This window comes from Bradyrhizobium sp. 62B (genome assembly GCF_030272265.2).
Taxonomy (GTDB): Bacteria; Pseudomonadota; Alphaproteobacteria; order Rhizobiales; family Xanthobacteraceae; genus Bradyrhizobium.
The window spans coordinates 1037973-1059761 of record NZ_CP092841.2 but is presented as its reverse complement, the minus strand read 5'-3'; the positions used below and the strand labels follow the sequence as shown (position 1 = coordinate 1059761).

Here is a 21789-nt window from a genome sequence, read left to right as displayed (position 1 = left end):
CGCGCTGCCGCACCCTTGTGAACCGGAAAACGGCTCGAAGCAATCGAACCGCGCCGGCGCATCCCCGCCTCCCTGCCCGCACGGTTAAGACGTGTTCCAAGGGACCGCTACATCTTTTCGCTTGGCAGAATGGTTGCGATTCCGGACAATGACGACACATAAGAGCCGCATCCATCGGCCGAATCACTGCGGTCTGGCCCCTGCCAGATGCCGGCGCGAAGGGACGAAGCCTGAGAAGATGACCCGGTTTGACGGCGAGACGTCGCCAGCCTTCGAGATCGTAGAGCCCGCGCAATGGCGCGCGCCGGTCATCTTCAACTCGCCCCATTCCGGCTCGACCTATCCGGCTGAATTCCTTGCCGCGTCCAGGATCGACCTCACGACGCTGCGCCGGTCCGAAGACTCCTTCATGGACGAGCTGATCGGCCATTTGAGCGAGCGCGGCTTTCCAACCGTCAGGGTCAACTTTCCCCGCTCCTATGTCGACGTCAATCGCGAGCCCTATGAGCTCGACCCGCGCATGTTCACCGGCCGCCTGCCGAGCTTCGCCAACACCCGTTCGATGCGGGTCGCCGGCGGTCTCGGCACCATTCCGCGCGTGGTCGGCGACGGCCAGGAGATCTATCGCGACCGCATCCTGGTCGACGATGCGCTGGGGCGGATCGAGACGCTGTACAAGCCTTACCATCGCGCGCTGCGCCGGCTGATCAACAAGGTGCACCAGATGTTCGGCACCGTGGTGCTGGTCGACTGCCACTCGATGCCGTCGGTCGGCGTCAGCAGGGACGAGCCGCGCCGGCCCGACGTCGTGATCGGCGACCGCTACGGCACCAGCTGCACGCCGCTGCTGCCCGACCGGGTCGAGGAGACCATGACCGGGCTCGGCTATTCGATCGGCCGCAACAAGCCCTATGCCGGCGGCTTCATCACCGAGCATTACGGCAATCCCGCGAGCGGCCTGCACGCGGTGCAGCTCGAGCTCAACCGCGCCATCTACATGGACGAGCGGCGACGCGAGCGCAGCCCGCGCTTTGCACAAGTGGCGGCCGACTTCGGCGTTCTCGCCGACGTGCTGGCGACCACGATTCCGTTCGCCGACCTCGGCCCGTTCCAGGCCGCGGCGGAATAGGCGCCGGCTTCTCTCTCGAACGACGATGCTCCAGGCGCGAGCGCGCTTTCGCTTCGCAAGCTTGCGCGCCCAAAAATGAAAACGACCGCGGCAAGAAAAAAGGGCCGCTCGCGAATGACGCAAGCGGCCCAAGTCTAGGGAGGAAACGCCCAAGGAGGGCAGCGGTAACGCCAAGCGCTACCGCACCGCAACAATATGCGACCGCGCCGCACAAAACGCAAGAGCTTTTGAGCCATTTCCCATGCAATACGCACATGGCTCAGTTGCTTCCATGGAAACCCAGATTCAGTTTCTTTGATAAGGAAATTCAATGGCTTGATAGACGTTTGCATACGAACGAGGCAGGGTCGGAACTAAGTTTTCAATGCCGTGATCGATATTTGTCCAGCGGATGACTTGAATGGGGCAATCCGCTTCGGCATCCAAAATACCAGGGTGCAAATCAAGACAGCGCTGCACGCGGGAGGCGAATTGAGCTAGGCAGGAGCCGAGCTTCACCCAACTTTCGCTTTGAGGATTGGCCTGTGACGGTGATCGATTTCTCCGCCTTCATCGGACGGCTCGCCACCGCCTCCGGCGAAACCATCCTGCCGTTCTTCCGCACCTCGCTGTCGATCGACGACAAGAGCAAGACCAAGGATTTCGATCCGGTCACCGAAGCCGACCGCGCCGCCGAGGCGGTGATGCGCCGGCTGATCAAGGCCAATTTCCCCCAGCACGGCATCGTCGGCGAGGAATTCGGCAACGAAGGCGAGGACGCCGACTATGTCTGGGTGCTCGATCCCATCGACGGCACCAAATCCTTCATCGGGGGCTTTCCGATCTGGGGGACGCTGATCGCGCTGCTGCACAAGGGCGCGCCGGTGTTCGGCATGATGCACCAGCCCTTCATCGGCGAGCGCTTCTCCGGCGACAACGGCTCGGCCAATTACAAGGGCCCCTCCGGCGAGCGTCGGCTGCAGGTTCGCCGCTGCGCCTCGCTCGCGGAAGCCACGACCTACACCACCAGCCCTTTGCTGATGAACGAGCGCGACCGCGCCATCTTCGGCCGCATCGAGCAAGGCGCCCGGCTGTCGCGCTATGGCGGCGACTGCTACTCCTATTGCATGCTGGCCGCGGGTCACGTCGACCTCGTGGTCGAGACCGAGCTGAAGCCGTACGATATCGCCGCGCTGATCCCGATCGTGACCGGCGCCGGCGGCGTCGTCACCACGTGGGAGGGCAAGCCGGCCCAGGGCGGCGGCCGCATCGTCGCGGCCGGGGACGCCAGGGTTCACGAAGAAGCACTGAAGCTCTTGAACCAATAACAGACGCGAGCGGGAGGCTTGCATGACCATCTCACGCCGGCTTCTCCTTGGCTTGTTCCTGCTGCTGCCGTCAGCGGTGGCGGCGCAGAATTTCCCCGCCAAACCGATCAAGCTGATCGTGCCGTTCCCGGCCGGCGGGCCCAACGACATCATCGCGCGTGTAATCGGCCAGCGCATGTCGGAGCTGTCGGGCCAACCGGTGCTGATCGACAATCGCGGCGGCCAGGGCGGCGTGCTCGGCACCGACGCCGTCTCCAAGGCCCCGCCCGACGGCTACACCATCGCGATCTCCTCGGCCGGCGCGCTCGCGATCAGCCCGAGCATGGAGAAAGTCGCCTACGACACGCAGACCGATCTCACGCCGGTGACGCTGGTTGCGACCGTGCCGGAAATGCTCGTGGTCGCCACCAATGTGGAGGCGAAAAATATCGGCGAGCTGATTGCGCTGGCCAAGGCGCAGCCCGGCAAGCTCAATTTCGCCTCCTCCGGCCCCGGCAGCCTGCCGCACCTCGCCGGCGAATTGTTCAAGCTGACGGCCGGGATCGACATCGTGCACGTGCCCTATCGCGGGGCCGCGCCGGCCGTGAACGACCTGTTGGGCCAGCAGGTGCAGATGACGTTCCTCGATCTTCCCGTGCTGCTGCCGCAGGTCAAGGCGGGGGCGTTGAAGCCGATCGCGATCGGTTCGGCCGAGCGCGCGCCGACCGCGCCTGACGTGCCGACCCTTTCGGAAGCCGGCTTTCCCAATCTGCGCGTCGAGAACTGGTACGGCATGGTCGCGCCGAAGGGCACGCCGAAAGAGATCGTCGCGGCGCTGCACGGCCTCGCAACGAAGGCGATGGCGGATCCCGCGGTGAAGGAGAAGCTCGCAGCCCAGGGCGCGACGCTGGTCGGCGACGCGCCGGAGCATTTTCGCAGCTTCATCGCGGATGAGACGACGAAGTGGGCGAAGGTGATCAAGGACGCCGGGGTGGAGACGGCGAAGTAACTCTCGGAAGCCCCGCTCACACCGCCGCCGCCCGCAAATGCTCCACCAGCATCTTGGCCGGCCGCGGCAGCGCCTTGAAGCTGCGCGCGCAGATCACGAGGCGGCGGTTCGCCCAGGCATCTCGCAGGCGGACCATGGCCAGCGGCATCAGCTTTGCGCAGCGGCGGGCGGCGGATTCTGGCACCAGGGCAACGCCGACGTCGGCGGCGACCATCTGGCAGATCGCATCGAAATCGCGCAGGCGCGCGCGAAAATGCGGGCGCATGCCGAGCCGGGCCGCATGTTTCGAGATGTGCATCTGCAGCGCGGTGGCGCTGGTCAGGCCGACGAAGTCGCAGGCCCCCGCCTCCTGGAAGTCGATCTGGCGGCGGCCGGCGAACGGACCGCGGCGCGCGGTCACCAGCGTGAGGCGGTCCTCGCTGAACACGAAGCGCTCGATATGCTCGGGCAGCGCGTGCTCGGCGGCGAAGCCGAGATCGGCGGCGCCCGCGGTGATCGCGGCGGCGATGTCGGTGCTCTCGCGCTCCTCGATGTCGACAGCGACGTCGCGATGCTCGCGCAGGAAGCTCGCCAGCGCCTTGGGCAGATGCTCCGACAGGCCCGAAGTGTTGGCGAGGAAATGCACGCTGGCGCGAACGCCAGAGGCAAAGCCCGCGAGATCGCCGCGCATGGCATCGACCTGGTGGATGACGAGCCGCGCATGGTCGAGCAGGCTCTCGCCGGCCGCGGTCAATTCGACGCCGCGGCGGCCGCGCTTGAGCAGCGCGACGCCGAGCGCGTCTTCGAGCCCCTTGATGCGCGCGCTGGCCGAGGCCAGGGCCAGATGCGACCGTTCCGCGCCGCGTGTGATGCTGCGCTGGTCGGCGACCGCGATGAAGAGCTGGAGGTCGACAAGGTCGAAGCGCATGGACAGGTCCCCCAGCCTTCGTTCCAAGCGAAGGCTTACTCCGTAACCTCCAGATTGTGCGCCCGCGCAGCTTCGGTCAATGTGCGGGCATGATCGACCCACTCCTGATCCTCATCGCCGCCGTCTTCCTGCTCGCCGGATTCGTCAAGGGCGTGGTCGGGCTCGGCCTGCCGACGGTGTCCATGGGCCTGCTCGCGGTGAGCATGGCGCCGAGCCGCGCCATTGCCATCGTGATCGTGCCCGCCATCGTCACCAACATCTGGCAGACCTTCGTCGGCCCGTATTTGCGCGACATCCTGCGGCGGCTGTGGCCGCTGATGATCGGCACCGTGATCGGCTGCTGGCTCAATGCCGGCGCGCTGACCGGCCCGCATGCGCGCTACGGCACGATCGTGCTCGGCGTGCTGCTCGTCATCTATGCCGTGATCGGGCTGAACAAGTTCCAGTTCCACGTCTCGCCCAGGAACGAGAAATGGGTCGGCGGCGTGGTCGGCGTGATCACTGGGGTGATCTCGGCCTCGACCGGGGTGCAGGTGATCCCCTCGATGCCGTTCATGCAGGCGATCGGCATGGAGAAGGACGAGCTGGTGCAGGCGCTCGGCGTGTTTTTCACCACGGCGACGCTGGCGCTCGCCTTCAACCTCACCGCCGTCGGCCTGTTGACGCCGGCCAATGCCGTGCCGGGCGCCGTGGGCATGGCCATGGCCTTTGCCGGCATGTTCATCGGCCAGTCGGTACGGGCGCGGATGCCGGCGGAAGCCTTCCGCCGCTGGTTCCTGATCGCGATGATTTTGCTGGGCCTCTATCTCGCCGGCAGCGCGCTGGTGAAGGAATTCGCCTGATCCTACGATTTCGGCTCGTAACCAGGCACCCATTTTTCGTGCTGAGGCAGATCGTCCGCGATCGTCCACCATGGCGCGCGCGAGGATGTGAAGACGTGCAGGCGGGGCCTGGTTTGCGGATCGTCGTCGAGCAGGCCGGCGGGAACGCTGACGGTCGGAAGATAGCTTGCATTGCCCGGCGTCAAGCAGCCGCAGGTCTTGCAGCGATAGCGGAAGCTCCCCGGCGCGGATTCATAAGCCACGGTCGCGTCCTCGCCGGCCACGAAGCGAAACTTGTCGGCATCGACATGGGCGTAGGTGGCGAATGCGGCTCCGGTCAGCTTGCGGCAATTGGCGCAATGGCAATGCGTCAGCGCGCGCACCTTGCCGATCTCGAAACGCACGGCGCCGCACAGACAGCTTCCACGGATCATTGAAACCTCCCGAGCGCCGCCCCGATCGGGGCAGCCTCCCTCATTCGTTCGAACGAGCTACCGGCTCTCCAGCATGGCGACGCGGATGCCGAGATAGATGAAGAGGCCGCCGAGCGCGCGGTTGACCCAGGCGATGGCACCCTCGGATGCCCGCAGCCGGTGCGCAGCTTTCGCCGCGAACGCTGCCAGCACCAGGCACCACAGCGTTCCCGTGAAGATGAAGATCAGGCCGAGCGTCAGGAAGGCCAGCGGCTTGTGGGCCGAGTCGGCTGCGACGAATTGCGGCAGGAAAGCCAGGAAGAACAGCGCGACCTTGGGATTGAGCGCGTTGGTGAAGACGCCCTGGAGGAAGACCCGCCGCAGCGAGCTGCGCTCGGCGTCGTCCCTGACCGCCGCCAGCACCGGCCGCGACCACAGCATCTGAAGTCCCGTCATGACCAGATAGGCCGCGCCGACCAGCTTCAGGATCGAAAAGGCGGTGGACGAGGCCATCAGCAGGGCCGAAAGGCCGATCGCTGCGGCCGCGACATGGACGAAACAGCCGCAACTGATGCCGAATGCGGCCGCGGCTCCGCCCCGCCAGCCCATCTGCATGCTGCGGCCGATGACGTAGACGGAATCAGGCCCCGGCGTGATGTTGAGCAGCACCCCCGACAGGATGAACAGCCAGATTTCGTGAATGCCCAGCATATGCGACGTGCCCCCGCCTCGGGAGCACGGGCATAGTCCGTTCGTCCCGTCCCGTCCACCGCCGGAATTGCGTAGGATTTACCTCGAATTTGCAATGCGGATACTACTATCGCCCGGCCGCTTCTGCTCTATAAAGGCAGGGTTCTTGAAATGCGGGATTCGAGGCGACTGCCATTTCGTGGCCGGTCTGTCCTCCCTTGGAGCTGCGAGAATATGGAAAGACGTCTGGCCGCCATTGTCTGCGCCGATGTCGCCGGCTATTCGCGCATGATGGGCAGCGACGAGGCCGGCACCCATGCCGCCTTCAAGGCCCATCGCAGCGCGATCCACCCCATCATCCTCAATCACGGCGGCCGGGTCGTGAAGAACACCGGCGACGGCTTCCTGCTCGAGTTCCCTTCGATCGTCGGCGCCACCGAGGCCGCGATCGCGATGCAGACGCTGATGACGGAACGCAACCACCATCTGCCCGCCGACCGCGCCATGCAGTTCCGCCTCGGCATCCACATGGGCGACGTCATCGCCGACGAGGACGAGGTGTTCGGTGACGATGTCAACATCGCCGTCCGCCTCGAATCGGTGGCGAGCCCCGGTGGCTTCGCGATCTCCGCCAAGGCCTATCGCGAGGCCAGCAAGCATCTGTCCGTGCCGCTGACCGATGCCGGCAACCACCGTTTCAAGAACATCAAGGATCCGATCGGGGTCTTTGCCTGGATGCCCGATGGGGCACCGGCGCTGGCCCCCGAATTGCGGGAAGCATCGGCGCTGTCGCAACAGTACCGCACGGCGATCGTCGGCGTGCTGCCCTTCGCCAATCTCAGCGACGCCCAGGACGAATATTTCTCGGACGGCCTCACCGAAGATCTGATCCACGCTTTGTCGCTGCAATCCTTCTATCGCGTGCTGAGCCGCAACTCGACCTTCGCTTTCAAGGGCAAGAATACCAGCACCCGCCTGATCGCGCGCGAGATCGACGCCACCTATCTGATCCAAGGCTCGGTGCGGCGCGCCGGCGCCAAGATCCGCGTCACCGCCGAGCTGATCGCGCCGGAGACCGGCGAGCAGCTCTGGACCGGCCGTTACGACCGCGACATCGGCGATTTCTTCGCGATGCAGGACGAGATCACGACCAACCTGTCCGCCGCCATCGCCACCGAGATCGTCCGGGCCGAGGCCTCGGCGCCGGCGAGGCTGTCAACCGACGTGACGGCCTGGGACCGCTTTCTCAAGGGACTGTCGCATTACTATCGGCAGACCAAGGAAGACCTCGCCGCCGCCGTCGATCTGTTCCGCCAGGCCATCGAGGTCGATCCCAAACTGTCGATCGCGCACGCCTATCTCGCCACGATCCAGATCCAGAGCATCCAGTTCGGCTGGGTCAAGGGCACGCGCGAGATGTGGGCCGAGGCGATGAACCTCGCCGAAACCAGCGTCCGGCTCGATCCGCGCTCGTCCTTTGCGTTCTCCATCCTGTCCTGGGCTCATGCCATGGAAGGGCATTACGAGGCGGCGATGGACGCCGCCAAGCGCGCGGTCGCGCTCAACCCCTACGACAACGGCGCGCGCGGCGTGCTCGGCATCTGCCATTTCGTGATCGGCGAGCACCGCGAGGCGATCGAGCTGTTCTCGATGGCCTCGCAGCGCGACAACAGCGACCCGCGCTATCAATGGGCGGCGCTGAACGCCTTCAGCCACTATCTGTTGCGCCAATATGACGCGACCTTGTCGTGGGCGCGGGAGCAGCTCTACATCAACCCCAACCACATGCAGGCGCTGGCGATCCGTGCCGCCGCCCTGGCACAATTGGGACGAAGCGACGAGGCGAGCGAAGCCGTCCACGTGCTGATGAGCAACTACCCGACCCTCAATGTCGATCGTCACTTGCGCAACTTCCACTGGAAGAAGCCCGAGAATCTCGCCCATTATCGCGAGGGCCTGCTGAAGGCCGGCGTGCCGCTCGGCAAGCTGACCCTAGTCCAGAGCGACGTCAAACGCGTCGCCGAGTCCTGACCGGCGGGCCCGCGCTCCCCTCGGGCGTTCTGCTACGTCTTGGCCAGAACGCGCCTGCCTTTATTGACAGAACAGTGAATTCGGCCACACTTCGCCACACGCTCAAGTAGTATAGCTTGCTGCCGGTTTGTTAGGACTTTCCGCGCTTGATCGGCGCGCCATTTCGCGATTCGCTGTTTTCAGGATTTGGGCCATGCATCACCCCGCCTCGAAGCCCCCCTTCGATCCCTCGATCCCGGTCTCGCCGAACAATCCATGCCCGTTCCTGCGCGGCCTCGTCGGCGAAGGCTTCGTCGAGGGCGGCACCGTGCCGCTCAACACGCTGTCGCAGACCATCGCGAATGCGACCGGCGAGACGGGGCTGAAGAAGGTCTCGGCCCGCATCCAGGTCCGCGGCGTTGCGCTCATCGCCAACGGCTTCAAGCACATCCTGAAGAGCATCTGGTCGGGCGCGCAGCTTGACGCGCTGCGCGGCGGTCCGCTCGACAAGCGCGGCGCCGGCTCGCGCATCCTCGGCGTCGACGGCAAGGTCAACGAGGACGAGATCGCGCGGCTCGCGAGCTACGGCCGGACCTACACCGACCCGAACACCGGCAGCAGCGAGCCCGGCCTCAACGCTACGGAAATCAACACCTTCATGCGCGACAACCTCAAGCGCGCCGGCAGCGCCGCCCGCTGGTACTACCCGCTGCTGATGAAGTTCGAATGGCCCATCCTTTTGAAGATCATCGGCAAGGGCAAGACGGACGCAGAGCGTTATCTCAGCGTCGCCGACGTGCGCACCCTTTTCAACGAGCGCCGATTCCCCGACCGCATCAATCAGCGGATCGTGTCGCAGCCGCTGCTGTCCACCTGCCAGCTCCGTTTCCGCTGGGCGGTGGCACTGACGGCGTTCGTCCTAGGCCTAGGCCTCGTCGCCTTGGTGGCCATCGCCGAATTCCCCAACCAGGTTCGCGCCATGCTGCCCCAAAAGGGCATCCTCGTGAATCTGCTTCCCCCGCCTTTGCCTGCGGTGCCGGAGACGAAGGCCGCCTTCTGGCTCGAGCAGAACTGGTCGCTGAAGGACCGGCACTGGTTCCATCATGCCAGCCAGGGCACCGCGACCTTCCCGGTGCCCTATGAGTGGTTCATGGCGCTGGAGCAGCCACGCCTCCATCTGTTCTCGAAGCCGGGCATGATGAAGGACAGCGCCTATCTCGAAAGCTTCGGCTTCATCCCGAGCCCGCAGTCGATCCAGACCGACACGACGACATTGCGCCGCTTCGGCTACGCCAATGTCTACGAGACGACGCAGGTGCCTGACTGGTCGACCAGGTGGACGCCGGCGGAGAACGTCGACGGCCTGCCGGTCGGCTTCGCCCGGATGACGGGCGTCGTCGATCCGGCGACTGGTCATCGCGAGGAGGACAAGATCGGACTGACCTGCGCGGCCTGCCACACCGGCCAGATCCACTACCAGGGCGTGGACGTCCGCTTCGACGGCGGCCCGGCCATGACCGACCTGAAGAAGCTGGAGCTCTCCACCGGCCTGTCGATCGCCTACACGCTGTACGTTCCGTTCCGCTTTCAGCGCTTTGCCGATCGCGTGCTCGGCCCCGATGCCAGCAAGACGGACCGCGCCGCGCTCAAGCAGAAGCTCAGCGCAACCGCTACGTTCCTGATCGACTGGGCGCAAACCCAGGAAAAAACTGTTGAAGGCAAGAAGACCTGGGACGGCAAGCAGCAGAAGGACACCGAAGAAGGGTTCGGCCGCCTCGACGCGCTCAACCGCATCGGCAACCAGGTCTTCTCGCAGGATCTCGCGCTGAGCGGGGTCAAGGGATTCGAGAAGAATCTGCACGCCCAGGACGCCCCGGTCAGCTATCCCGCGATCTGGACCGTGCCGTGGTTCAAGTTCGCCCAATACGACGCTTCGATCGAGCAGCCGTTGATCCGCAACGCCGGCGAAGCGCTCGGCGTGACCGCGCTGCTCAACCTGTCCGACGCCTATCCGGAGGACAGGATTTGGCGCTCCTCGGTGAACATCAGGACGCTCGGCTGGATCGAGGACATGCTGAGAGGCCCCGATCCGTTCAAGTCGCCCGATCCTTCCACCGGTCCGAAGTTCGGCGGCCTGCTCGCGCCGAAATGGCCGTCGCAGATCCTCGGCGATGCATGGCGGCTGAAGCCCGATCGCGTCGAGCGCGGCCGCGCCATCTATGCCGAGATGTGCTCCGGATGCCACCTGCCGGCCACCGACACCCCGGCCTTCTGGTCATCGAAGCATTGGGAGCCGAGCGGCGACAGCCAGGTTCTCAACGCGGTGACGATCCCCCTCGACGAGATCAAGACGGATCCCGAACAATCGCTCGTTCTCAGCAACAGGGTCGTCGACGTGCCCGGCTTCCTGAAGGTGAATACGGCCGACCTGCAGAAATGGTGGCAATGCGAGATCCCGACCGCGAGCAAATCGCCGAACGAGATGGTGTATGCGCTCGGCCTCATGACGGTGGTCGACCTCGTCGCCCGCAAATGGATGGACGACGAGAAGGTCCCGGAGGCCGAGCGGGCGAAAATCTGGAATCTCGCGCGCAAGAACTGCCTCAATCCCGCGCCCGATCCGCGCTATCGCGCGCGGCCGCTGAACGGCATCTGGGCCACGGCGCCTTACCTGCACAACGGTTCGGTGCCCTCGCTGTATTGGCTGCTGAAGCCGGCGGGCGAGCGACCGCAAAAATTCTGCATGGGCCGCCGCGACTATGATCCCGAGACCGTCGGTTTCGCGGTCAGCGCAAACGAAAAGTGCAAGACGGGTGAGACGGAGTTCTCTGCGACGGGATCGGACGGCAAGCCGGTCCAGGGCAACAGCGTGCTGGGCCATTCCTTCGAGCGCAAGGACGGCGAGCCGAAACGTCCCGGTGTGATCGGCCGCATCTTCAAGGACGACGCCGAGCGCTACGATCTGATCGAGTATCTGAAGACGCTGTAGCGGGCCAGGTCTCGTCGTCGTCATGGCCGGGCTTGTCCCGGCCATCCACGCCTTGCTTCGGCGGCGCAAAGATCGTGGATGCCTGGGACAAGCCCGGGCATGACAGAGTCTGTGGCGCGATAACGCGCTCTCTCCTCACTTGAACAGCGGCGTGCCCGGCACGAAGGCGTCGAAGGCGGCCCAGAACTGGGAGCGGTAGCGATCCTGCTCCTGCAGGATCTCGTGCTTGGCGCCGGCGATCACGAGATGGGACCCGGCGCGCAAATGATAGGCAAACTCCTCGATCGCCGCGGTCGAGACCACGGTGTCGTTGGAGGCCGCCAGCATCAGGATGGGCTGGCGGATCTGGGAGGGATAGTTCTTGCCCTTGAACGTGTGCATCGCGCGGAAGGCGGTATCGGCCCAGGCGACGGTCGGTGACGCCAGTCCGAGCGTGGGATCTTCCTCCAGGATCGCGGCATTGCGCGCATAGCGAACCGGATCGCTGGTCACGGGATTGTTGATGAAGGGATCGAGCCCGGTGAGGCGGTCGCTGCCACCGGGAACGTAGCGGCCGCCCTGCCCGAGCAGGCGCATCGTCTTCAATAGCGCCCGTACCGGAAACGACGTGGTGCGGCCGGGCAGGTCGATCATCGGTGCCGACAGCACCATGCGGTCGAACCAGCGCTTGCCCGCATGCGCCACCCGGAGCAGCACCGTGCCGCCCATGGAATGAGCCAGCGCGAAGAACGGCGGCGGGCAATCCGGCAGCACCACCTGCTGCACGAAGGCCTCGACGTCGATCTCGAAATCGGAGAAATCGCGGACATAACCCTTGCGGGGGTCCCGCAGGCGGCGCGAGGAATGGCCCTGCCCGCGCCAGTCGATCATCGCCACCGCAAAGCCGCGGTCGCGCAAATCGCGCACCGTCTCGAAATATTTCTCGATCTGCTCGCTGCGCCCGGTGAAGACGCAGACGGTGCCCTTGCGGCCAGCCGGCGGCGCCCAGCGCGCAAAGCGCAACTCGACGCCATCGGGAGTCTTGATGGTACCGCTGACGACGTTTTCGGGAACGGGATTGGACGGGATCGAGACCAGCGTCATAGGCGGCAAGTACTGCAAATCAAGGGGCTAAAGCGCCGAAAAGGCGCCAATGCCGCCCTCTTGAACGCCGTCTCGTTCCACCCATATCACCTTCGTGCAGGCCGCTACCAGTGTTTCGGAACCGGAACATCAGGCTGCACACAGACTAAAGCCCGGCCCGATTGGCGGGCGGGTTACCAACAGTCGCTCAATGGAGGACTTGACCATGCGTAGCTACGATCTAACCCCGTTCTATCGTTCCACCGTCGGCTTCGACCGCCTTTTCAGCCTGCTCGACCAGGCCAGTTCGGACGGCAGCCCCGGTTATCCCCCCTATAATATCGAGCGTACCGGCGAGAACGCCTACCGCATCACCGTTGCGGTTTCGGGTTTCGCCAAGGATGAGCTCTCCATCGTCGCGAAGGAAAATACGCTGACGATCAAGGGCGAAAAGGTCGCCAACGAGAACAGCAAGAATGAAGTGCTCTACCGCGGCATCGCCGCGCGTGCCTTCGAGCGCGCCTTCCAGCTCGCCGACTTCGTGCAGGTGAAGGACGCCTCGCTCGAGAACGGGCTGCTCCACGTCGACCTCGTCCGCGAGATTCCCGAGGCGAAGAAACCGCGCCAGATCGCGATCAACACCAACGCGAAGGCGCCGGTGATCGAGAACTCGGCCGCGCAAGTCGCAGCGTAATCCGCACGCGCCACTTCCAAGTTACGAAAACGCCCCGGTGCCCCGGGGCGTTTTTATTTGCGCTGTATCACAGAGCGGTGAGGCCGCGTAACAGGGTGGCCGCGCGCTCCGTCCTTTGGGCATCGAACCCAAGAACAAGACGGAGAACGATCATGACTTTTTGGCGCAGCCTTTTCGTCGCCGCGAGCCTGCTGGCGGCTCCTATCAGCCTCGCTCACGCACAGACACCGCAGACCGTGAAGGCGACCAACGTCGTGCTGGTGCACGGCGCCTGGGCCGACGGCTCCAGTTGGTCGGAGGTGATCCCGATCCTGCAGGCCGCGGGCCTGCATGTGACGGCCGTGCAGAATCCGCTGTCATCGCTCGCCGACTCCGTCGAAGCGACCAAGCGCGCGTTGGCCGAGCAGGATGGTCCGACCGTGCTGGTCGCGCATTCCTGGGGCGGCACCGTGATCAGCCAGGTCGGCATCGACCCGAAAGTGACCGGCCTCGTCTATGTCGCAGCCCGCGCCCCCGATGCGAACGAGGATTTCGTCGCGCTGTCGAAGCAGTTTCCCGCGGGCCCTGCCCGTGCCGGCATCGTCGAGCGCGATGGCACCACAAAACTCTCGGAAGATGCCTTCCTGAAGTATTTTGCCAACGGCGTGAAGCCGGAGCAGGCGAAGGAGCTCTACGCCGTGCAATGGCCGACCGCGGCCTCGATCTTCGCCGGCCGCACCACGGAAGCGGCGTGGCATGCGAAGCCGAGCTGGTACGCGGTGTCGAAGAACGACTACACCATCAACCCCGATCTCGAGCGCTTCCTCGCCAAGCGCATGAACGCCACCACGATCGAGCTCGATGCCGGCCATCTCTCGCTGGTCTCGCACCCGAAGGAGGTGGCGAACCTGATCCTGGAGGCGGCGGGGTATCCGCGAAGCTGAGGTGATTGCTGAAATGCGGGAGGCGCCTGAATTGCTCAGGCGCTTTTTGCTTGGCCCGACTTCTCCGCGATTACCGCTGTCGTCCCTGCAAACGCAGGGACCCACGACCACAGGGAGCAGTTCGGCGAAGACCAGCAGACCGGTACTCGCATCTCATCCCCACCGATAGATCACGCGGTATGGATCCCTGCGTTCGCAGGGATGACAGCGTTGGGTGCGGCTGACGCCGTCGCGCCAAACGGACAGCGCTAATCCAGCCCCTGCGCGGCAGGCATGTCCTGTGTCGGCAGGATCGCAGGCGCCGGCTTGGCTTGACCGACAGTCGGCGCGGCGGCCGGCGGTGCAGCCTCGACAGGCTTTGCCTGCACGGCAGCGGTCTGCTGTGCCGGAGCTTGCGGAACCGGTGCCTGCTGCTGCGTCACCGGCTCGGCCGGCTTCGCCGCGGCGACCGGCGTCTCGCTGCGCCGTGGGGCTGCCTTGGGCAGCGGCACAGCGCGAGATGCGACATGCGGGATCGCAGCCGGCGGGCGCGGCGGGCCGCTGCGGACCATGGTCGGCGGCGGCAGCGCGGTTTGCGGGCCGTAAGGCGCGACCGCGCGGTCCTCATAGGCGGGCGCCATGCCGTAGGCATCGGCGGTCGGCAGGAAGCGGATGATCCGCCCGTCGCGGGCATCGATCACGAGCCGCCCGTCATCACCGCGGCGGTCAATCACCGCGATGGTGTAGACGCCACCGCGCAAGCGCGGAATGCCGAGTGGCGAGATGCCGTTGTCGCGCAGAACCGCATAGACCTCGGTGGCCGGCAACAGCGCGGGCGCCGGGCCGCGCTCCTCATAGCCATAACCGTAGCCGTAACGCGGCGGCGGTGGCGGAGCGGCCTCCGGCGGCGCATACGGGCCGTCGAAATCCGACACCGCGATCATGGCCCCTCCTGCGATACCGTTCGCGGGAACTTGGGCTTGAGCCGCGCTTGCGGCCAGCGCCAGCGTGGCAGCGGCCACACATCCTGTGAAAAACTTCATGGTCGATACGCTCCTGTCGGCCCCCGAATGCCTCGCGCTCTTTCGCTTCTTGCAGCGTGGCGCTCGGTTCGAAGGGCTGAGGCGAAGCTTCATTTGGGATTTCGGCGCCCACAGGGCCGGATCGGGGCGCGTTTGCTCCGAAATCGAGGCTGCGCAACTTTCGGAAAGCGATTGATTGACATATCGGGAATCGGGACTTCCGCACGCTTGTGTGCTAGACAAAAATTTGGCAAGGTGATGGTTAGGACAGGAAGACTGTCTCAATTTTGCTTGCGGTTCCGGCATAGGGATTGCAGCGAAAGTCGGTGCTCTCGAGCACCAAGAAGGCAACAGGCAAAGCCGTTCTCGGGGACGAAGAACGCCTAGGCCTGAATTTAAGAAAATGCGGCTCGCTAGCGGACGAGCGGTGACCCAGAGGCGGGTGCCGCGGAACGCCCAAGGTGCGCCGAAGATGGCGGTGAGGCAGCTTGCCGCATGGAGAGGATTGGAACAATGAACGGGTCGCAATTCGAGCGCGCAAGCATCGTGGCAGAAGAGCTGTCGGCGACGGTCGCCTCGAAAACGACCGATCCGATCCAGGAGCATAATTCGCGCCCTCCGGCCGAAGGCCTGTACGATCCGAGCCTGGAGAAGGATAGCTGCGGCGTCGGCTTCATCGCCAACATCAAGGGCCAGAAGTCGCACGCGATTGTCGCGGACGCGCTGAGCATCCTCTGCAACCTCGAGCACCGCGGCGCCGTCGGCGCCGACCCGCGCGCCGGTGACGGCGCCGGCATCCTGGTGCAGATCCCGCACGCCTTCTTCAGCCGCAAGGCGAAGGAGATCGGCTTCGCGCTGCCGGAGCCCGGCGAATACGCCATCGGCGCGCTGTTCATGCCGCGCGACACCGCCTGGCGCAACGTCATCAAGAGCATCATCGCCGACCAGATCAAGGAAGAGGGCCTGACCCTGCTCGGTTGGCGCGACGTGCCGACCGACAATTCCTCGCTCGGCGTCACGGTGAAGCCGACCGAGCCCGCCTGCATGCAGGTGTTCATCGGCCGCAACGGCACCGCCAAGACCGAGGACGATTTCGAGCGCCGGCTCTACATCCTGCGCAAGTCGATCTCGCAGGCGATCTACCAGCGCCGCGACCGCGGCGGCGCAGGCTATTATCCCTGCTCGATGTCCTGCCGCACGGTGATCTACAAGGGCATGTTCCTCGCCGACCAGCTCGGCAAGTACTATCCCGACCTGCACGAGAAGGATTTCGAGAGCGCGCTCGCGCTGGTTCACCAGCGCTTCTCGACCAACACCTTCCCGGCCTGGTCGCTGGCGCATCCCTATCGCATGATCGCGCATAACGGCGAGATCAACACGCTCCGCGGCAACACCAACTGGATGGCGGCGCGGCAGGCCTCTGTAAGCTCCGAGCTGTACGGCAAGGACATCAACCGGCTCTGGCCGATCTCCTACGAAGGCCAGTCGGACACCGCCTGCTTCGACAACGCGCTCGAATTCCTGGTGCAGGGCGGCTACTCGCTGCCGCACGCCGTCATGATGATGATCCCGGAGGCGTGGGCCGGCAATCCCTTGATGGATGAGAAGCGCCGCGCCTTCTACGAATATCATGCCGCGCTGATGGAGCCGTGGGACGGCCCCGCCGCGATCGCCTTCACCGACGGCCGCCAGATCGGCGCCACGCTCGACCGCAACGGCCTGCGCCCCGCGCGCTATCTCGTCACCAAGGACGACCGCATCGTGATGGCGTCCGAGATGGGCGTGCTGACGATCCCCGAGGACCAGATCATCACCAAGTGGCGCTTGCAGCCCGGCAAGATGCTGCTGGTCGACCTCGAGCAAGGTCGTCTCATTCCCGACGACGAGATCAAGGCCGAGCTCGCCAAGAGCCATCCCTACAAGGAGTGGCTGGAGCGGACCCAGATCGTCCTCGAAGAGCTGCCGAAGGTCCCGACGACTGGCGTGCGCTCGAACCTGTCGCTGCTCGATCGCCAGCAGGCGTTCGGCTACAGCCAGGAAGACATCGCCATCCTGATGACGCCGATGGCCGCCACCGGCGAGGAAGCCGCGGGCTCGATGGGCAACGACACGCCGATCTCGGCGCTGTCGGACAAGGCCAAGCCGCTGTTCACCTACTTCAAGCAGAACTTCGCGCAGGTCACCAATCCGCCGATCGACCCGATCCGCGAGGAGCTGGTGATGAGCCTCGTCTCGATCATCGGGCCGCGGCCGAACCTGTTCGACCTGCAGGGCATGGCCACCACCAAGCGCCTCGAAGTGCGCCAGCCGATCCTGACCGACGCGGACCTCGAAAAGATCCGCTCGATCTCGGACGTGGCCGACACTCACTTCAAATCGCGCACGCTGGACACCACCTTCCACGCCGGGCTCGGCGCGGCCGGCATGGACCAGGTGCTGGACGAGCTCTGCGCGCGCGCCGAGAGCGCGGTGCGCGAGGGCGTCAACATCATCATCCTGTCCGACCGCATGGTCGGCACCGACCGGGTGCCGATCCCCTCGCTGCTGGCTTGTGCTTCGGTGCATCATCACCTGATCCGCACGGGCCTGCGCACCTCGGTCGGCCTCGTCGTCGAATCCGGTGAGCCGCGCGAAGTGCATCACTTCGCCTGCCTTGCCGGCTACGGCGCGGAAGCGATCAATCCGTACCTCGCGTTCGAGACCATCATCGCGATGAAGGACCGCCTGCCCGGCTCGCTCGACGACTACGAGATCGTCAAGCGCTACATCAAGTCGATCGGCAAGGGCCTTCTGAAGGTGATGTCCAAGATGGGCATCTCGACCTACCAGTCCTATTGCGGCGCGCAGATCTTCGATGCGGTCGGCCTCAAGGCCGATTTCGTCGCAAAATTCTTCGCCGGCACGCATACCCGCGTCGAGGGCGTCGGTCTCGGCGAGATCGCCGAAGAGGCCGTGCGCCGTCATGCCGATGCGTTCGGGGACGCGCAGGTCTACAAGACCGCGCTCGATGTCGGCGGCGAATATGCCTATCGCAGCCGCGGCGAGGACCATGCCTGGACCGCGGAATCGGTGTCGCTGCTCCAGCACGCCGCGCGCGGCAATTCGCAGGAGCGCTATCGCGCCTTCGCAAAGATCCTCAACGAGCAGTCGGAGCGTTTGCTGACGCTGCGCGGCCTGTTCCGGATCAAGAACGCCGAGGAAGAGAAGCGCAAGCCGATCCCGCTCGACCAGGTCGAGCCGGCCAAGGACATCGTCAAGCGCTTCGCCACGGGCGCGATGAGCTTCGGCTCGATCTCGCGCGAGGCACACACCACGCTCGCGATCGCCATGAACCGGATCGGCGGCAAGTCGAATACCGGCGAAGGCGGCGAGGAAGCCGACCGCTTCAAGCCGATGCCGAACGGCGATTCCATGCGCTCGGCGATCAAGCAGGTCGCCTCGGGCCGCTTCGGCGTCACCACGGAGTATCTCGTCAACTCCGACATGATGCAGATCAAGATGGCGCAGGGTGCCAAGCCCGGCGAAGGCGGCCAGCTGCCCGGCCACAAGGTCGACGCGACCATCGCCAAGGTCCGGCACTCGACGCCGGGCGTGGGCCTGATCTCGCCGCCGCCGCATCACGACATCTACTCGATCGAGGATCTGGCGCAGCTCATCTATGACCTCAAGAACGTCAACCCGGCGGGCGACGTCTCGGTCAAGCTGGTCTCGGAGATCGGCGTCGGCACGGTCGCCGCGGGCGTTGCGAAAGCGCGCGCCGACCATGTCACCATCGCTGGCTTCGAGGGCGGCACCGGTGCTTCGCCCCTGACCTCGATCAAGCACGCAGGCTCGCCGTGGGAGATCGGCCTTGCCGAAACCCACCAGACGCTGGTGCGCGAGCGGCTGCGCAGCCGCATCGTGGTCCAGGTCGACGGCGGCTTCCGCACCGGCCGTGACGTCGTGATCGGCGCGCTGCTCGGCGCGGACGAGTTCGGCTTCGCCACCGCGCCCCTGATTGCGGCCGGCTGCATCATGATGCGCAAGTGCCATCTCAACACCTGCCCGGTCGGCGTCGCGACCCAGGACCCCGTCCTGCGCAAGCGCTTCACCGGCCAGCCCGAGCACGTGATCAACTACTTCTTCTTCGTCGCGGAGGAGGTCCGCGAGATCATGGCCTCGCTCGGCTTCCGCAGCTTCAATGAGATGGTCGGCCAGGTTCAGCTGCTCGACCAGACCAAGCTGGTCGCGCATTGGAAGGCCAAGGGCCTCGACTTCTCGAAGCTTTTCGTCAAGCAGAAGGAAGAGAAGGGCCAGAAGATCTATCACTCCGAGCGCCAGAACCATCATCTGGAGGCGGTGCTCGACCGTTCGCTGATCGAGAAGGCGCAGCCTGCGCTCGACCGCGGCGCGCCGGTGAAGATCGAGGCCACGATCAACAGCACCAACCGCTCCGCCGGCGCGATGCTGTCCGGCACGGTCGCCAAGATCTACGGCCATGCCGGCCTGCCGCACGACACCATCCATGTCAGCCTCAAGGGCACCGCGGGACAAGCCTTCGGCGCCTGGCTCGCCCACGGCGTCACCTTCGAGCTCGAAGGCGAAGGCAACGACTATGTCGGCAAGGGTCTCTCGGGCGGCAGGATCATCGTCAAGCCGCCAAGAAACTCGGCCATCGTGCCGGAAGAGAGCATCATCGTCGGCAACACCGTGATGTACGGCGCGATCGAGGGCGAGTGCTACTTCCGCGGCATCGCCGGCGAACGCTTCGCCGTGCGCAACTCGGGCGCGGTCGCCGTGGTCGAGGGCGCGGGCGATCATTGCTGCGAATACATGACCGGCGGCATCGTGGTCGTGCTCGGCAAGACCGGGCGCAACTTCGCGGCCGGCATGTCCGGCGGCATCGCCTATGTGCTCGACGAGACCGGTGACTTCGACAGGCTGTGCAACATGGCGATGGTCGAGCTCGAGCCGGTGCTGTCGGAAGAGCTGATCAACGCCGGCACCTATCACCATTCCGGTGACCTCGAAGCGCATGGCCGGGTCGACGTGTTCAAGAACCTGCTCGCCTCCGACGTCGAGCGGCTGCACGTCCTGATCTCGCGCCACGCGAAAGCCACCGGCTCCAAGCGCGCCGCCGACATCCTCGCCAATTGGAAGGACTGGCTGCCCAAATTCCGCAAGGTGATGCCGGTCGAGTACCGGCGCGCGCTGCGCGAAATGGCCGCCAACGCGGACGCCGAGCCGAAAATCGCGATCGGGGCGTAATTCTCACCTCGCGTCATTCCGGGGCGCGCGAAGCGCGAACCCGGAATCTCGCAAAGATAACCTCCAGGTTCCGGGTCAGCGCGCGGCGCGCGCATCCCGGAACGACGGAAAAGAAACCTAAGCGGCAGGGACTTCGGGTTTAATGGGCAAGATCACGGGTTTTCTCGAAATCGAACGGCGCGACCGCAAGTACACCCCGGTCGCCGAGCGCGTGAAGCATTACAAGGAATTCGTCGTTCCCCTCTCGGAGAAAGAGGTGCGCGACCAGGCCGCGCGTTGCATGAATTGCGGCATTCCCTATTGCCACGGCACCGGCTCGGTGGCGCCCGGCACGCCCGGCTGCCCGGTCAACAACCAGATCCCCGACTGGAACGACCTCGTCTATCAGGGCAATTGGGAAGAGGCCTCGCGCAATCTACACTCGACCAACAATTTCCCGGAGTTCACCGGCCGCATCTGTCCTGCGCCGTGCGAAGCGTCCTGCACGCTCAACATCGACGACAACCCGGTCACCATCAAGACCATCGAATGCGCGATCGTCGACCGCGCCTGGGACAATGGCTGGCTGAAGCCTGAGGTCGCAGCCGTCAAGACCGGCAAGAAGGTCGCCGTGATCGGCTCGGGCCCGGCCGGCATGGCCTGCGCGCAGCAGCTCGCGCGCGCCGGCCACGACGTGCATTTGTTCGAGAAGTACGCCAAGGCCGGCGGCCTGCTGCGCTACGGCATCCCCGACTTCAAGATGGAGAAGGGCGTCATCGACCGCCGCGTCAAGCAGATGGAAGGCGAAGGCGTCACCTTCCACTACAACAGCCATGTCGGCGCCGACGGCAATGTCGATCCGCGCGAGGTGCTCAACGAGTACGACGCCGTGGCGCTGACCGGCGGCGCGGAAGCCCCGCGCGATCTGCCGATCCCCGGCCGCGAGCTGTCCGGCATCCACTACGCCATGGACTTCCTGCCGCAGCAGAACCGCCGCGTCTCCGAGGAGCCGCTCGGCGGCGTCCAGGAGATCCTGGCCGGCGGCAAGCACGTCGTCGTCATCGGCGGCGGCGACACCGGAAGCGACTGCATCGGCACCTCGCTGCGCCAAGGCGCGCTCTCGGTGACCCAGCTCGAGATCATGCCCGCCCCGCCCGAGCGCGAGAACAAGGGCCTGACCTGGCCGAACTGGCCCCTGAAGATGCGGACGTCCTCCAGCCAGGCCGAAGGCGCGGTGCGCGAATACGCCGTGCTGACGCAGAAGTTTTCCGGCGAGAACGGCCAGGTCAAGAAGCTGCACTGCGTGCACGTCGACGACAAGTTCAAGCCGATTGCCGGCACCGAGTTCGAGCTCGATGCCGAGCTCGTCCTGCTCGCGATGGGTTTCGTGCACCCCGTGCACGAGGGCCTGCTCAAGCTGCTCTCGGTCGAGCTCGACCCTCGCGGCAACGTCAAGGCCAACACGCTCGACTACCAGACCTCGCGCCCGAACGTGTTCACCGCCGGCGACATGCGCCGCGGCCAGTCGCTGGTGGTCTGGGCGATCCGCGAGGGTCGGCTTTGCGCAAGGTCGATCGATACGTTCCTGATGGGGAAGACGGATCTGCCGCGGTAGAGTAGGTCATTCCG

Annotated in this window: 16 protein-coding genes; 10 read left to right on the top strand and 6 right to left on the bottom strand. The window is 65.3% G+C overall.

The features are described 5' to 3' along the window. Nucleotides 1–238 precede the first annotated feature (238 nt). A complete protein-coding gene (locus ML401_RS05005) occupies nt 239–1129 on the top strand; it encodes an N-formylglutamate amidohydrolase (RefSeq protein ID WP_285810290.1) in 891 nt (296 codons plus the stop codon). 285 nt (nt 1130–1414) lie between these two features. Here ML401_RS05005 and ML401_RS05000 read toward each other — a convergent pair whose 3' ends face one another. Further along, nucleotides 1415–1627 carry a hypothetical protein gene (locus ML401_RS05000; RefSeq protein WP_285810289.1) on the bottom strand — a complete coding sequence of 71 codons (213 nt, stop codon included), beginning with the start codon at nt 1625–1627 and terminating at the stop codon, nt 1415–1417. A gap of 26 nt (nt 1628–1653) precedes the next feature. Between ML401_RS05000 and hisN the strand changes: the two genes are divergently transcribed. Further along, complete coding sequence (gene hisN, locus ML401_RS04995) at nt 1654–2436, top strand: histidinol-phosphatase (RefSeq protein WP_211418604.1); 783 nt, start codon at nt 1654–1656, stop codon at nt 2434–2436. A 22-nt stretch (nt 2437–2458) separates the two neighbouring features. Then, entirely contained in the window at nt 2459–3424 is a 966-nt protein-coding gene (locus ML401_RS04990; RefSeq protein WP_212065958.1) for a tripartite tricarboxylate transporter substrate binding protein, read from the top strand. Nucleotides 3425–3440: 16 nt separating this feature from the next. Here ML401_RS04990 and ML401_RS04985 read toward each other — a convergent pair whose 3' ends face one another. Next, nucleotides 3441–4331, bottom strand: coding sequence for a LysR substrate-binding domain-containing protein (locus ML401_RS04985; RefSeq protein ID WP_211418606.1), 891 nt, complete (start codon nt 4329–4331; stop codon nt 3441–3443). An 89-nt stretch (nt 4332–4420) separates the two neighbouring features. Here ML401_RS04985 and ML401_RS04980 point away from each other — a divergent pair, with 89 nt between their 5' ends. Continuing rightward, nucleotides 4421–5173 carry a sulfite exporter TauE/SafE family protein gene (locus tag ML401_RS04980; RefSeq protein ID WP_211418607.1) on the top strand — a complete coding sequence of 251 codons (753 nt, stop codon included), beginning with the start codon at nt 4421–4423 and terminating at the stop codon, nt 5171–5173. A gap of 2 nt (nt 5174–5175) precedes the next feature. Here ML401_RS04980 and ML401_RS04975 read toward each other — a convergent pair whose 3' ends face one another. Both ML401_RS04975 and ML401_RS04970 read right to left on the bottom strand, forming a co-directional pair. Continuing rightward, the gene (locus tag ML401_RS04975) at nt 5176–5586 is read right to left on the bottom strand and encodes a GFA family protein (protein ID WP_194405940.1); all 411 of its coding nucleotides are present in this window, start codon (nt 5584–5586) and stop codon (nt 5176–5178) included. Between the two features lie 57 nt (nt 5587–5643). Beyond that, nucleotides 5644–6276: a LysE family translocator gene (locus ML401_RS04970; protein ID WP_285810285.1), complete on the bottom strand. Its 633-nt coding sequence runs from the start codon at nt 6274–6276 to the stop codon at nt 5644–5646. Nucleotides 6277–6489: 213 nt separating this feature from the next. Between ML401_RS04970 and ML401_RS04965 the strand changes: the two genes are divergently transcribed. Beyond that, nucleotides 6490–8286 (top strand): adenylate/guanylate cyclase domain-containing protein, encoded by a 1797-nt coding sequence (locus ML401_RS04965; protein ID WP_285810283.1) that lies wholly within the window; start codon nt 6490–6492, stop codon nt 8284–8286. Between the two features lie 193 nt (nt 8287–8479). Continuing rightward, entirely contained in the window at nt 8480–11254 is a 2775-nt protein-coding gene (locus ML401_RS04960; protein WP_285810281.1) for a di-heme-cytochrome C peroxidase, read from the top strand. 135 nt (nt 11255–11389) lie between these two features. On the opposite strand, the gene ML401_RS04955 is transcribed toward ML401_RS04960, so the two are convergent. After that, nucleotides 11390–12337, bottom strand: a complete 948-nt coding sequence (locus ML401_RS04955; RefSeq protein ID WP_194408171.1) for an alpha/beta hydrolase — start codon at nt 12335–12337, stop codon at nt 11390–11392. A gap of 205 nt (nt 12338–12542) precedes the next feature. On the opposite strand from ML401_RS04955, the gene ML401_RS04950 reads away from it, so the two are divergent. Further along, nucleotides 12543–13010: an Hsp20 family protein gene (locus ML401_RS04950; RefSeq protein ID WP_285810280.1), complete on the top strand. Its 468-nt coding sequence runs from the start codon at nt 12543–12545 to the stop codon at nt 13008–13010. A gap of 152 nt (nt 13011–13162) precedes the next feature. Next, entirely contained in the window at nt 13163–13933 is a 771-nt protein-coding gene (locus tag ML401_RS04945; RefSeq protein ID WP_285810278.1) for an alpha/beta fold hydrolase, read from the top strand. A gap of 248 nt (nt 13934–14181) precedes the next feature. Here the strand turns inward: ML401_RS04945 and ML401_RS04940 are convergent, their stop codons facing one another. Beyond that, entirely contained in the window at nt 14182–14955 is a 774-nt protein-coding gene (locus ML401_RS04940; protein WP_285810276.1) for a hypothetical protein, read from the bottom strand. Nucleotides 14956–15447: 492 nt separating this feature from the next. Here ML401_RS04940 and gltB point away from each other — a divergent pair, with 492 nt between their 5' ends. Further along, nucleotides 15448–20181 carry a glutamate synthase large subunit gene (gene gltB / locus ML401_RS04935; protein ID WP_211418612.1) on the top strand — a complete coding sequence of 1578 codons (4734 nt, stop codon included), beginning with the start codon at nt 15448–15450 and terminating at the stop codon, nt 20179–20181. A 142-nt stretch (nt 20182–20323) separates the two neighbouring features. Further along, nucleotides 20324–21775 (top strand): glutamate synthase subunit beta, encoded by a 1452-nt coding sequence (locus ML401_RS04930; protein WP_285810275.1) that lies wholly within the window; start codon nt 20324–20326, stop codon nt 21773–21775. Nucleotides 21776–21789 lie beyond the last annotated feature (14 nt).

Excerpts from the sequence above, each read along its gene's own strand:
- ML401_RS05005 (WP_285810290.1), top strand. The coding sequence starts at position 239 with ATGACCCGGTTTGACGGCGAGACGTCGCCAGCCTTCGAGATCGTAGAG.
- ML401_RS04990 (WP_212065958.1), top strand. The coding sequence starts at position 2,459 with ATGACCATCTCACGCCGGCTTCTCCTTGGCTTGTTCCTGCTGCTGCCG.
- ML401_RS04985 (WP_211418606.1), bottom strand. The coding sequence starts at position 4,331 with ATGCGCTTCGACCTTGTCGACCTCCAGCTCTTCATCGCGGTCGCCGAC.
- ML401_RS04980 (WP_211418607.1), top strand. The coding sequence starts at position 4,421 with ATGATCGACCCACTCCTGATCCTCATCGCCGCCGTCTTCCTGCTCGCC.
- ML401_RS04975 (WP_194405940.1), bottom strand. The coding sequence starts at position 5,586 with ATGATCCGTGGAAGCTGTCTGTGCGGCGCCGTGCGTTTCGAGATCGGC.
- ML401_RS04970 (WP_285810285.1), bottom strand. The coding sequence starts at position 6,276 with ATGCTGGGCATTCACGAAATCTGGCTGTTCATCCTGTCGGGGGTGCTG.
- ML401_RS04965 (WP_285810283.1), top strand. The coding sequence starts at position 6,490 with ATGGAAAGACGTCTGGCCGCCATTGTCTGCGCCGATGTCGCCGGCTAT.
- ML401_RS04960 (WP_285810281.1), top strand. The coding sequence starts at position 8,480 with ATGCATCACCCCGCCTCGAAGCCCCCCTTCGATCCCTCGATCCCGGTC.
- ML401_RS04955 (WP_194408171.1), bottom strand. The coding sequence starts at position 12,337 with ATGACGCTGGTCTCGATCCCGTCCAATCCCGTTCCCGAAAACGTCGTC.
- ML401_RS04950 (WP_285810280.1), top strand. The coding sequence starts at position 12,543 with ATGCGTAGCTACGATCTAACCCCGTTCTATCGTTCCACCGTCGGCTTC.
- ML401_RS04945 (WP_285810278.1), top strand. The coding sequence starts at position 13,163 with ATGACTTTTTGGCGCAGCCTTTTCGTCGCCGCGAGCCTGCTGGCGGCT.
- ML401_RS04940 (WP_285810276.1), bottom strand. The coding sequence starts at position 14,955 with ATGAAGTTTTTCACAGGATGTGTGGCCGCTGCCACGCTGGCGCTGGCC.
- gltB (WP_211418612.1), top strand. The coding sequence starts at position 15,448 with ATGAACGGGTCGCAATTCGAGCGCGCAAGCATCGTGGCAGAAGAGCTG.
- ML401_RS04930 (WP_285810275.1), top strand. The coding sequence starts at position 20,324 with ATGGGCAAGATCACGGGTTTTCTCGAAATCGAACGGCGCGACCGCAAG.